We start from the raw sequence: 13,587 nt of genomic DNA on the forward strand, positions 1-13,587 counted from the left end.
AGTTTGTGTCCACGCCAGACTACGCCCTGATAGCCCCAAATATCCCCTGTTTCGACGACTCACTGCACACATAGCGCACACGAAAATGGCCTCGATCACCAAGCTTCCCTCCGGTGCTTACCGGGTCCAAGTCAGACGGAAGGGCCGCTACGCGAGCGAGACGTTCCTGCGCCGTGACGACGCCCAGAAATGGGCGCGTCAAGCCGAGACCCTGGTCGATCAGGGGCTGCCGCCCAACCGATCGTCCGTGGCCCGCCTGCACACTTTCGGTGACCTGGTTGACCTTCATATAGCCGATATGTGCGCCGTAGGGAAACCACCCCGACGCAGCAAGGCGGCGACTCTCGCGACCTTGAAGCGCGACCTCGGGAAAGAGAAGATCGGGCACCTCGATCGTCACAAGCTCATCGAGTATGGCCGCAAGCGCGCAGACCAGGGCGCAGGTCCGGTAACGCTCGGCATCGACATCGGCGTCATCAAGATGATCCTGACCCATGCCGCTGCCGTCCATGGGCTGGAGATCCGCGTGGAAGGCGTCGATCTGGCCCGAGTGGCACTGAAGCGGCTTGGTCTCATCGGCAAGGGTATCGAGCGCGACCGACGCCCGACGACAGCTGAGCTCGGCCGCCTCTTCCGCTGCTTTGACGAAAATGCGCGCCTGACGATGCCCATGACGCGCATAGTGCAGTTCGCCATCGCTACCGCGATGCGGCTGGACGAGATCTGCCGCGCGGACTGGAGCGACCTCGACATAGACCGCCGGATGCTCCTGATCCGGGACCGCAAGGACCCGCGAAACAAGGCCGGCAACGACCAACGGATCCCGCTCTTCGCCGCCACCGGGTTCGATGCCTGGGCCCTCGTCATGGCGCAGGCTAAGCATCTCGGAAACGCGAAGGGTCCGATCTTCCCCTACAACTCGAAATCCGTCGGCACGGCGTTCCGCCGCGCTTGCGCAGATGCTGACGTCAAGGACCTCCACTTCCATGACCTCCGCCACGAAGGCACCAGCCGCCTGTTCGAGGTCGGCCTGTCCATCGAACAAGTTGCGCTGGTGACCGGGCACAAGGATTGGAAGATGCTGCGCCGCTACACTCACATCCGGCCTGAGGCGCTGCATCGCCTCGTGGCAGCGCGGGCGCCCTACCCAGCGGAGAATTTCGCGGCCGAGTGAGTTGGGCCGCCCGTGAACCAAGCCACCGACGAAAGGAAGCGACAGAGCATGGTTGCGGGGGCAGGATCAGATCATGACTTGCCGAGCACGCAGGTAATGATGGTTGCGGGGACGCGCTTCAGTCTCAACTTGCTGACACGGTCAGCCGCGTAAGCCTTTTCGACCTGAAGACCAGCGGTACAATCGGACCCGACCCAAGTAAGCCAACGAATTCAACTTGCGAAGACTGGGCCAGCGGTTGGACCTGAAGTCCAGCCTTCTCTTATTCGCAAGAGCACGTTGGACACTTCGTGCATTCATGGTTTGATCGAAGACCCGTCGATCGACTGGCGCTCCGGGAAGAGTGCGATGATGCGTCTAGGCTTGGGACGCCTGAATGGAAGGTCTGAAACCAGGACGGTAGCCGCAAGTTTCTCGCACAACTCATCCAGAGCCGCACACTCAGCAGGGCTGGGTGAATGTTCGGCATTCTCTATGGGCTCCAGCTCATTGAGTCGCATCAGGAGCTCCCAATCGCGGAGCGCCACGGCCATATCGCCGGTGCCGTCGATTCCAACAACGATCCTATGCACTGTAGCGCCAGTGCCAGTGATCTCGTCCTCGACTTGCGCTACAAGAAGCGGCGCTGAAATGCCGCGAGCACGCGACAGGAACACCGGCTGATCCATGCTGTGCGATATTGCGCGATCAAGCAAAGGATGGCCAATGCCGACAAGCCTGGTTAGGGAATGGTCCGAGCGCATAAAGCGATCAAAGGTGAGTGCGTCGTACCTGTCGCGTAGCTCGATGCTCCCTCGCCAAGCCTCAGGTGTAGCGACTGAAAGGCCCTCGTCACCTTTCGTAACACGACGGCCTGCCAGCGCCATGGCGTTGCGGAAGAAGGGTTCCAATGCAGGAAGGTCGAGTTTGGGAATTTCCGCCCCTGCCGACTGAAAATCGTATCGAGCGACATTCCCGAGCATTGCCCGCACTGTTTCAACGGCATCACGCCCGCCAAACTGCTGAGTACTCTGGTCAAACCAGCCTGCAAGGCCACTACCGCTGCGCATAGAACCTTGTGAATAGATATCATCAAAGAACTGGCTCCCAGCCATCCCGATGACCAGCTGGGAGATGTCCTCTGGATCATCCATTGAAGCGGAAAGGGTTTCCTGAATCCGCGCAAGTTTCTCCTGCAGGAGAGACCATATCCTTGCTTCCACCGTTTCTGGGTTACGCAGCAGGAAGACACTTACCGCACGCTTCTGACCGTAGCGATTCAGTCGGCCAACGCGTTGATGCAATCGCATGGGGTTCCATGGCATGTCGATGTGAACAAGCACGGCACAGCGTTCCTGCAAGTCGATGCCTTCGCCGCCGGCCTCGGTGGAAATCAGAAAACGGGTCCGACCTGCGTTGAAATCGTCAGCAGCAGCGTCGCGTGACAGCACGATTGCCGTTTCAGTGCCTGCGGCGGAGGAGACAACTAGACGCTCGTCACCATTGATGAAGCCAACGCAGCCTTTTCCGAAACGCGCCTCGAGCGCCTCATGAACAAGCGCTTGCGTCGCCTTGTACTCCGTAAACAAGAGCAGCGGCTCACCTTCAGGGAGATCACGTTCGATCAGGTCGAGCAGCGTTGCAATCTTTGTTTCGCGGTCAATCTCGGTCGAGAGAGCCAAAATCTCGTCGAGGCGGCCAATCTCATCCTGCATCAGCAAGACTGCGGTCTCGCTCGGACGGGCTTCTTCGGCCTCAGCGATTTCGTCGAAAGTCTCAGGTTCGCTGATGTCACGAGGCGTTGCATCCAGAAGGGTGTTTGCCAGCATAGCTCGCCTGCGCCGCAAAGCCCGAGTGATTGCGGCAATTGAGCTGGCCGCAAGCTTTTGCAGGGCGATCAGCAAGAGCATCCGGGCGGTCTGCTGGCGGCCGGAAAGACTTGCCGCATAGGCTCGTCCATCGATGATGAATTCGCTCATTGTATGATAGAATTCAGCCTCAGCTTCAGAAAACCCGTAGTCAATGGAGCGGGTTACCACCGGGCGAAACAGCTTGTTCCCGTCGAGATCAGTCACCAGTGCTTTGTTATTTCGGATCATTGCATTCGGCAGTGCCGAAAGCTGCTCCTTCATTTCTCTTTCCGGATCGAAAAGATCGGGCCGCACGAGCTGCATGAGTGCCAGAAAGCCGAAGTCCTTGCCCCTGTGTGGCGTGCCGGTGAACAAGACCAGTGAATCGATCCGACCAGCATCCTGGAGTTCGCGCAGCAAACCGTAGGTCAGAGTAGCTGCCCGCTCCTGCGCCTGGAAGTGATGCGCTTCATCCACGATGACCAAGTCCCACGGCTCGGCTTGCAGCAGGCGTTTGCGGGGCTTCTCCATGCGCAGGGTGTGGAAGGACGCAACCACCTGGTGCGCGGTTTCCCAGAAACTGAGACGACCTCGGTCACTGTCCGCAGTAAACTCCTGCAGACGGATATCGAACATCGTTTTCATTCGGGCCCGCCACTGCGGAACCAGCCGTGCTGGCGCAAGAACCAGTACACGCCTCACTCTGCCGGATGCGATCAACGGCTCAAGGATCAGCCCGGCTTCGATCGTCTTGCCAAGCCCGACATCGTCTGCAACCAGCCAGCGAATTGGCCATGCGCGCGTTACTTGTCGGCACACCCAAAGCTGGTGCGGCAGCAATTGGACTCGGGAACGCGAAAACACTCCCCATTGATCGTTCACCGAAGTGATGGCCAATGCCTGCGCCCTGCAGAGAACAGCGCGACTGTCATCCATCTGGCCGCCCAGCAACGCAGTTTCGAGAGATCGCTGAAGGCTGATACTCTCGCGCTCGACTTGATGGATGGCTGTGCCGAACCGGGCCAGCACCGTAGGGCCGAGGTCGGCCACTACAAACCCCTCGCCATGTATGTGATGGCGAACCAGCTGATCCGCTTCAAGCTTCGTCATAGTTCGTCACCATGAGGTCGTCGTCCAGAACGCGGTAATCACTTCCAAGGAAACCATGTCTTGCAGAGATCATTAGCAATTGTTGCTCATGCCGCCCATCGCTGATGATCTGCATTGGCAAATCCAGATCGCCAAAGAAACCTGCGTCGTCAGGGCCGAGGTGATCTTTTACAATGCCGTAGATCTCACGGGTCTGGTCCATGTCCCCGGCCTCCCCCAAGTCAAGGTCAAGCTCGCTGCGACACAATCTGCGGACGCGATCAGAGGCTGCCCAGCCATAGGGATAGAGGTAATTTCGTTCATCCTCACCCCACAGACCGGCGCGCAGGCCTTCCCGGATCAACCAGTTGGCCCCAAGTCCCAGACTCTGCGTCAGCGGTGCGCCTTCAAGTCCCCGCCTTTTCCAGATCGGCGATGCGCTCAGCTTCCACACTTCTTTCAGCGAGATCACCTTTTGAGTTTGTAAAACCTTCGGCAGGTTACGGTAGGCATCGATGTAATCAGGAAGCCAGCGTGCCAGAACGTAAAGGTCAGCCAAAGCCCGACGCCACTGAGGATAATCAATTCGCCAGGCGTCGGCGCTAGCGAAGTCTTCAAGCCTGAGCAGCCATGGGCTGGGGTCGTTAGGCAGTTTCGCCTCGGCCATTTCCTGCCACCAGCCCGTTTGCCTCGCTCTACTGACAAAGTTGCGATGCGCGCCCTCCGGAGCCCGGCCCAGAGTCCGAAAGATTGCCAGCGCAAAGAACGTGAACCAGTCCTCACGCCGGGATGCCACATCCTGCGCTGCCAGGTTACGCGGGTGGAAGCCATGCGGATAGACCCTTGCCTCATAGGTCATCCGTTCCTTCTGGTGGTTCTCTTGCCACCAGTCGTGAAGCCGTCGAAGAAATGCTTGAGAGTCGGCTGGTTTATGTTCAGCCTCGGGTTGAACCCCACCGGACCAAAGAAGGCGCTGTTCAATGGGGTAGAGAATTCCGAGCAATTCTGGCAAATCTTCGGGAGCAACTGCTTTCCCAAATGGGCATGCGCGGAATTCGTCCGATGTATTTGGGAGCCAACCGGGGCGATCTTCCGCCAACAATTGCCCCAGTTCTCTGCCATGCCTGCCCTCGAGGATGTAAGATAAGACAGCGCACTGCAGGGCTTCGTCACTGGCAAGCTTGGCCCACTGCGCGAGCGCGATTGGTCCGCGCTGAAAGCCGCTTTGGCGCATTGCAAGGCGGTAGAAAGTCAATGCGGCGCCATCATAATCACGATCTGCAAGGTGCTTAGAAGGTGCAAACCCCAGAACGCGCCGTTCCTCCTCATCCCCTTCCGTGGCATTTTGCGGGGGCAAGGCTGCCGTGTGCCACCTCCCGTCACTCATCTTGAACAACAAGGACGATAGAAACTCCAAGAGTTCGCCTTCTTCCTGCTTGTCCAAAGACTTTACCAGATCGTCATCGACAAGCCTCCCAAGACGTTGCGCGAGATCAGGTGCGGCGCGTTTTTCCGCGCCGATTTCGTGGCGTAACAGATCGACCAGCTTGAATGATCTCGGACGATCAAAGCCCAAGCTTTCAATCCGGTCTGCAACCTCCTCTGCTATGGCAGCGCCGCCGATCACACTCATTGCCTGCCAGTCATTCAGCGAGGCAAGCAGTTTGCGATCAGATATCGCCCCCATCATTACGAAGCGGGCTTCATGAGCCCTCAGGAAAGGGCGAAAGGGCGTGGGCAGACCCGTGGCCAGTGCAGAGCGCTCCGCTATCAGCCTGCCAAAACCGCGATCCTTCCCATGCAGTTGGCTAGCAAGCGGGTCGCCTTGATCTTTGGCGAACAGTCGGTCGAGCGATCGTAAGAAACTTTGTGGGCCACGATCCTCTGACCTGTCCGACAACCCGGCGCGTTCGGCCAAAACAGCCCAATGCTGCGTAACCAGATCATGAAGTTCCACAAGCCGCAGCCCGAGCGTGCGTCCAAACTCGGCAAACATCCCTTGGCGCTCGGTTTCGCTACCAGCCAGGCGACCGCGGCCCGGATCGACCCGAAAGCGTCTCCCGTTCATCAGCCAGCCAACGGAAAGCACCTCTGCAAGCGGCGCCAGCAGCCACAGACGCGGCAAGCCCTCGGGCGCGGCTACTGGTCCCTGCATGTCCAGCGGCAGGAACAGAGTTGTCTCTTCGCCAAGGTCGAGAGCGAGCGCATGACCGAAACCGCGCCCACCGAACGATACCAGCCTGATCCGCTGCGCATCCAGTTCGCAGAACTCTGCAGACCAGTCTCCGGAACCGTCGATCTCGATATGTCGGACCGATCGGCTCATCGCTGGCAACCACGGCGCCGCCTGCGTGAAATCAGCTAGCGCCCGTCCTACATCCTCGTGACCCTCAGGATCTATCTCAACTTCGATCACCGTTGCCGGCCGCCCATGAGCGCTTCGCCTCACCGACAGCTCACGACCCTCAGCCCATGCTTCTGGAAGCATACCGCCCTTGATCCGGCAGGACACGAAATGGCTTGCTATCGACACCCGCCTCGAAAGAAGGTGCACACTTTTGAACCCCAGACCGAAACGGCCAGTCACGTCCTCGCGCTTTTCCGAAAGGTTCATCAACAGCATGTTGAAGAGATCATTGCGCCAGCCCTTCTTTATCCCTTCGTCGACATTTGGGCCTGGGTGGTTGATCAACCGCCCCCAATGGCTGACGGCCAACCGGTCATCGCCATATTCCAGACGAAACCGCCCCTCCGTAGAGACTGGATGCTGATGGGTCGCATCATCAGCGTTCTGGAATAGCTCGAAGAGCACACGGGAAGGATCGTAACCGTAATCCTTGATCCGCTGTCGTATGGCGACGAGGAGTTCGTCAGCCTTCTTCGGGGATGCAACCTTTTCCCATAGCTCACGCTTTGCAGCCGGTCGGGCTTCTTCTTGCCTCTTTCCGGCAGGATGGGAATCGATCCTGTCCCTGTAGGCTTTTCGAGCCTCCCAGAGCCCGGACCCATTCTGAGGTCTCAATTCGTCCAAGACCTGCGGAAAGCGATCTTCAAGTTCGGCCCTCGCGGCATCGACTGTGGCCTGATCCAGCCGATCACATTCGTCGGCAAGACGGTCGAGCGCTTCCAGGCAAGCTGCCTGCTCTTTGCGGTAGCCGATGAAGACTTCTGCCAAGGTCAGGCACAGCGTCTTCACATCAGCCGATGTAACCGCCGTCCCGGAGAAAGCCGCGATCTGGAGCGTTCGCGCACCGATAAGCTGCTTGTTATGCCAAAAGTTCTTCCAGCCAACATGGACGTTCCCAAGGACGCCCAGAGGTTTGACCTCGCCCGTCGGGAGGTTCGCAATAGTTCCGGTAAGTGTCTCGGTCGAGATTTCAGAAGGTGGCACCGTAAGTGATTGGAATTGCACGAACCGCGAAAGACGCTTGTCTTCAAATTTCTGTCCAAAGGTCTCTGGTTGGAAGTGCAGAGCGACGTCACTGTCAATTCTGCTCCAGATGCGGGCTATATCATGTTCGGTCACTGAAAGGCTTTGCCGCGCAACGGCGCGGAAGGGGTCGGTTCGCCCGACCAGCCCGACAAGAAGCAGCAGGAGATCTGATGGCACATGCGGCCGCGCGAATTCTAGGATCGGCTTTAGACTGGTTGCCGATGCCGCCAACAGCTTTTCGGGACTTTGCCCGTCAAGCTCTTTGCCGTTTTCCATTCGACGTTGGTTGCTCGTTTCGCTCTGAGAGGCCGGTGTCGGCAAGTAGCCACTCAGTTCGCGATGCAACAAGTGCGTGGGGACAATGCCTCCGCCAGTGTGGGCGACGGCAGCCGCGTCCACCCATGTATTAGCCTCAGTGCGCACCCGGATAAGCTTGAAGACTGCTTTACGATCAGAATCCTCCCACTGCGCAAGGTCCTTGAAGGCTGCCCGATAGACAGACCAGGTGGCAGCGCCCTTCTTAGGGTCGTCAATCAGGCCTTCCAGAGCAGACAGGAATTGCGCTGCACTCTGGCAATCGCCATGCCTGACGGTGTCAAAGGCCCGCAGGAGATCTTCTGCGGGGCGGTCAGACAGGCGCAGAAGCGCGGCAAGGAGCGGCCAGCCCGGGAGGCCGACGTCCACACCCTGCTTGGCGATGAGCCCCAGCTCAGAGGCGACCTGCAAGCACTCTCCCATCACCGCCACGGGCCGTGCGTCCTCGATCAGCAACATCAGCCGATCCAAAGAACCAACCTTGTCCGGAATGACCCGACGATTGCGGAGAATTCTCTGGGCATCCGGATCGCACGTTTCAGGCGCCAGTTCGTCAATTGGCAAAAAGGACAGATCGCATTCCTTCGCCAAAGACTGGCGAGCCGCGTTCAGAATGTCCGGTTCAAGATCCAGGATCTCATCCGGTGCCCAAACGTCTCCGCGTCGGTCCGTCAGCCACTTCGTCGTATGGATTGCAGGCGGCAGAGAGGAGGCATCTGTTGCAAGCGCCCCAAGAATTTCGTGGGCGAAAGTCTGTGGGTTTGATTGACGCAGTGCGAGTTCTATCAGCGATGCGGGAGTCCAAGGCGAGACAAGCCGCTCCATGCGAGCGTCGCTTGGGGCGTGGTTGAGGCGCCGCAGAATTGGCGCATGCCTGGCGAGAGCAGGTGGGACGGGAAAATCTCCACTGACCCACCAGATCTCTGAAGCCGTCAGCTTGTGCCCATCCTTTGAAGGAAAGATCGGCAGGTTTCGCAAGTACTCATCGGGGATGTCGGATCGTAGCAAAGCTAGCACGGTCTCGTCGTGCAAAGGCGGCGAGCGCAGCTTGTCGATGTTTCGGTGGAGAAGCTCTCCTAGCTCGGCCCCATCGACCTGGGCAATCTTGACGTGCTGCAGTTGGTGTCCGTTTAGGCCATTCAGAATTTCACGGTCCACAAGCAGGCTGTCACTTTCGTCGGCGACGAGGTTAGCCGCGAGCTCGGCAACCGGGCCCATGCCATCGGCAAGTGCACATAGCCGGGTATGGTCATCACAGATCTGGCCCACCACCATGCTTCGCATGGCTCGGCGCGCTTCTGGTGCTTCCGTGAAGTGCTTCTGAAGATATCGACCACGCGCGCCCGCTGGGCCGAAGACACCAGACCCGACGATCAGCCCGGCGACATTCTCTGGCGTAGCATCGGTAAAGCTGAAGGGGTGGCCGATGGCATCAAGCAGGTCAGCCTCGACCTTGCGGATGATCAGGGCCCCTCTCTCCGGTGCCGCTTCGTAAAGCGCCTTTACCAATTGCTGCGCCTGCGGACTGTCCCGAAACAACCGTCGCTCCCGTGACGCGGCGACGAGATCGCTCAGGCTGACAAGTGTGGCAAGTCCACTGCCGTTCGTGGCCCGCAGGATATGCAGTCGTCGGCAGGCCGGATCATCGAGGAACGCGGCCAGCTGCCGTCCAAGAAGACGGACAATGCAGAGGGCTGCCGCACCGGCTACCTCATGATCGCCGCCGCTCTCAAGAAGTGGTGCAATCCCGTGCAAGAGCGCGGTCGCCTCGGCCGTGCTGATGCTCTGCCGCATCGCCGCATCGGGTAACAGTTCCTCAGACAGGCAAAGCGGACCACCGAGCGCCTCGGCGAGGCTGCGCAGGATGCGGCGCGAGCGACCCGCTGATTTTGGAAGTCCGATGACCTGATCCGGTGGCAGGAATCCAAGGATGGCGCGAAGATGGTCCTCATTGGCGAGGCTCGTGTTTTCCAGCAATCCCTTGCGAAGCAGGCCCAACAGGATCGGCGCGGCAGCCTGTCGCAAGTGGTCATCCTGCCCAACGACGACATCCAGTAGCTCCGCCAGAGCAACCGCGTTCCCGCCCTGCAAGAACACCCGAGGTGAAAGTTGCCCGAGCAAATCTTCGATCTCGTCAGGATGCCAACCAAGGTCGCGCTCGCTGAGTGCAGCAGGACGCACCACCAGCAAGAGCCCGCGCCCTCGCGCCCAGTCCGTGAGGCCCGGCAGGATGTCTGCACAGGTGAACCGGCCGCGCGAATTGGCGGCCGGCATCCATCTCAGCGAGGCGTCCGCCCGAAGCAGATTCCAGGTCGCCGTGATCTTGCCCTCGGCCTCCTCCAGCACTGGTGCAAGCGCATATTCCGCCGCAATGGCGCTGCGGTGTGTTCGGCCAAAGTCACTGCGCAGGAGCGCTTGCAGCAACCCGGCCAAGTCGTCATCCGAAAGCACGCCTTCCTTAAAGGCATCAAAGATCACCATCGGAACAAGAGGCAAAAGAACCTCGTCCCGCAGCAGAGCGTTCCATTCGCTTTGCACCGTAGCCGCGGCGTCACTCGAAGCATCGAAACCCTCGATGAACCGGCGGCCCGAGTCGACGAAGAAATACCCGTGCAGCATCAATCGCACAGAACCCCGATCTGAACGAAGTCTGGCCGCGTTTGCTACTGGCAGGAACACAGCCCAGTCGACCAAGCTTTCCGTTCCGCTAGTTCGATCGGTCAGGACGACTGCGGCATGCACCTCGGCCTTTTCGGGAAGTATCTCCTCGCCAGCCTCGGTGAAGACGGGAGATTGCGGCCAACGCTCTGAGTTCCGAAGAGCATCGAGCTTAACCTGGGCACCGGAAACCTCGCGCCCAACATAGGTTGACGCTGCAGCACCTTGCTCGTTGATCACTCCCTTGAAGCCGATTGCTCGCAGTTCTCCGGCAGGATCAAAGCCGCGCATCCGCTGCGCGTCGGGGGCGCGGCCAAGACCGACGATCTGTTTGGTATCCCGCCAAAGCTCGATCCGGTTGAGATGACGCAGCCCTGCCAGCGTCAGATGCAGCTCAGCACGGTTTTCAACAAACCCCGATATCAGTTCCTCGATCTGTGGTCGGTTGTCGATGAAGGTGAGTTTCGGCGCAGGCAGAATGTCGTCGTGCCGCAAAGGAAGCCAGAGCAGCAAGCCTCGATTGATCCCCATGCATGCGGCAACAAGCTTGGACAGATCCGTTGGGCCGATCGTGTCCCATGTTTTGGCCTTGGTGTTTTCGATCACCCCCAGACAAGGGTTCACGACTTCGGAGAACGGGATCGTATGCCCGAAGGCATGAACGATGAAGGCATCACAGAGATGAAAAACCGCTTTCTGGCCAAACCCGAAACGGCCAATGGTCCCTGAATCATCACCTTTCGCGCTGTCAGCGAAGGAAAGGATGCCGCGACCGTCCCTCTCGGTAAACGAGCCATCGTTTGACACCAGCAAACCGGGCACCCTCAAAAGCGGATTATCCGCCTCCGGCCAACCCTCATGCGCGACAAAACGGATCATTCCGGCTTTCGCGTCTTCGGCGTTCTGTATGAGTTCCTTCAGCACAGGAAACCCCGACGAGTACCTGTCTTTGAGGTTTGCTTGGATCTGCCGAAAGATGGCGCGCGGCGGGGTGGTCAGATTGGACATGGCTTCCTTGCGTTCCCGGCGGCGGGCAAGATTTTTGGGCGGATGATCAACCGAATAGAAGGTCAGTAAATCCACAGGAACACGGCAATGTTGCGCTGCTCCAGTGGATCATGCTGCCTATGCAATTCCATTATTGGAAAACTGGCTTTCGTCTTGCAGGGAGTACCTCGACAAGAGGTCAGCATCGACCGACCGGGTGTGCGTCGCCATCAATCCGCCGACCGTGGCATTCGGCAGCACGGCGGTTTCCGGAACGAGCAGGTAGGACCACTGCTTGATGCCAGCGCCATCACCATTCGCACGGTTGGCGATGTGGCACCACAAAGCGGCGGCATCGGCCTTCCTGATCACCTGCGCATTCGTCATTTCTGACGCTCGCTTCGTTTCGATGATGAGCTTGTCAGTCTTGGTCTCGACGACGAAGTCAGGCTGATACGGGGCGTTGTCTTCGTCGTAAATCCTGAACTGGTTCGGCCCCGGCTTCATCCAAAGCAACACGGAGGGGTCCTGTTCCAGAATGACCGCCAACCGGCGTTCAGGGTCGGAGTCGAACTTTGCCATGTTGTAACAGGACTTCTCGAAGCCAACGAAAATGAAGCGCTTCATGTCGCTAAGGCGTTCAGGCGGACTGCGGAAATCGCGCATTGCGTCTTTTCCGCTGCCATCGAACGTCTGCGGCTTCAGCTGATCGAAGGCCGAGACCCGCGTGACGCGGTAGGTGGTCTGCTCCCGCCACATGTGGAGCTTCATCTGGGCGACGAGCGCTTCTGCGATCTGGCGTGCATGGCCCTGAAGGATCGACCGGACCTGCTCGTCGTCCGAGTGCTTCGCCCGGAAGTGAGCGACCACCTGGCCTGCCAGATCATAGAGAATTGCCGCATGAGAGTCGTAGTCGATCTCGGGCACGTCGATCAGTTTGGCGACGATGTAATCCTCTAGCCGCGACGGTGTCTCACCGCCTGCATCGCCGGAAATCAGGCTGCGCTGCTCCGTCCTGAGGATCTGGATCAAGAGCTCGCGCGACAGCGGCTGGTAGTTCCAGGACTTCAGATCGACGTCAAAACGTCTGAAGCCGAAAGAAACCTGCTGTTCCGGCGTGATGGTCAGCATCGGGATGGCGATCGTCCGCTGAACGAACTGCTTGCACACCTCAGCCGTGACGGCCGTAGCCTGCTCGGGCGTCACCGTCGCAAACAAGCCGTCATCGAACTTCTGGGCCGCCATGGCAGCCTCTGCGATCCGCTGGACGACCTTCGGGTCTTCGAGGTCCTTGATCGAGGCCACCTGCTTGCTGATCTGCGGCAGGACGACGTTGAGGACGGTCTTTGCCAGCCCGATCTCCTCGGGTTTGTCATACTTGAACGGGGGCGCTGGCGGAGCCTGGAAGCTGTTCGGCGTCGTTGCCACGCCGTCCTTCACCGATGATGCGTCCGATGGAGTTGTTGCTGCCTGCGCGCCAGCACCGGCTTGCAGGACCATCTGCTCGACAAGGGACGGCGCGGTCACCATCACCGGCTTGGAGGCTGGCACATCGCCGCCTTCACCGATTGTAACCGATTTCAGCCTGCGCGTGACGCCGTTTTCCTCCTTCGCCTTCTCGATCAGCTCGTTGAACCGCTCGTGGGCAATGACTGTGAGGGTGTCGACAACCTCGACCCCAGTGCGCTTGCCATAGGGCAGCCGCAGGCCGCGCCCGAGGGTTTGCTCCGTGAGGATCTCCGATGCCGAGGCGCGCAGCGGAACGATAGTGAAGAGGTTGGTGACATCCCACCCCTCCTTCAGCTTGTTGACGTGGATCACGATGTCCGTGTCGCCGCTCTTCTCGATGTTCAGCAGGCGCTGCGCGTTCTCGTCGCTTTCCTCGCCGGTGAGCTTGGAGTGGATCTCGATCACGCGCCCCCTGTAGCGCCCATCGAAGAACTGGTCGGACTGGACGAACTCGTTGACTTGCCGGGCGTGGGTCGTGTCCTGGGTCACGACCAGCATGAACGGGCGCACCACGCGGGCCTGATGCTGCAGGGCATAGGTTTCGAGCGCGACGCGGACGTGTTCGTGGTAGTTCACGCCGTCTTCAAGCTTGA

4 protein-coding genes are annotated in these 13,587 nt (G+C 59.3%); 1 reads left to right on the forward strand and 3 read right to left on the reverse strand.

Annotation, left to right across the window (positions count from 1 at the left end):
* The first annotated feature begins 85 nt into the window (after nucleotides 1-85).
* Nucleotides 86-1,174, forward strand: coding sequence for a site-specific integrase (locus tag C5F46_RS14430; RefSeq protein WP_107326037.1), 1,089 nt, complete (start codon nucleotides 86-88; stop codon nucleotides 1,172-1,174).
* Nucleotides 1,175-1,470: 296 nt separating this feature from the next.
* Here the strand turns inward: C5F46_RS14430 and C5F46_RS14435 are convergent, their stop codons facing one another.
* The 3 genes from C5F46_RS14435 to C5F46_RS14445 all read right to left on the reverse strand — a co-directional run.
* Nucleotides 1,471-4,113: a DEAD/DEAH box helicase gene (locus tag C5F46_RS14435; RefSeq protein WP_107326038.1), complete on the reverse strand. Its 2,643-nt coding sequence runs from the start codon at nucleotides 4,111-4,113 to the stop codon at nucleotides 1,471-1,473.
* Nucleotides 4,100-11,581 (reverse strand): sacsin N-terminal ATP-binding-like domain-containing protein, encoded by a 7,482-nt coding sequence (locus C5F46_RS14440; RefSeq protein ID WP_133618440.1) that lies wholly within the window; start codon nucleotides 11,579-11,581, stop codon nucleotides 4,100-4,102. The genes C5F46_RS14435 and C5F46_RS14440 overlap by 14 nt, the downstream gene beginning before the upstream one ends.
* A 42-nt stretch (nucleotides 11,582-11,623) precedes the next feature.
* Nucleotides 11,624-13,587, reverse strand: a 1,964-nt coding sequence (locus C5F46_RS14445) for a restriction endonuclease (protein WP_107326040.1), incomplete at its 5' end; no start/stop codon positions are given.

This window comes from Phaeovulum veldkampii DSM 11550 (assembly GCF_003034995.1).
Lineage (GTDB): Bacteria > Pseudomonadota > Alphaproteobacteria > Rhodobacterales > Rhodobacteraceae > Phaeovulum > Phaeovulum veldkampii.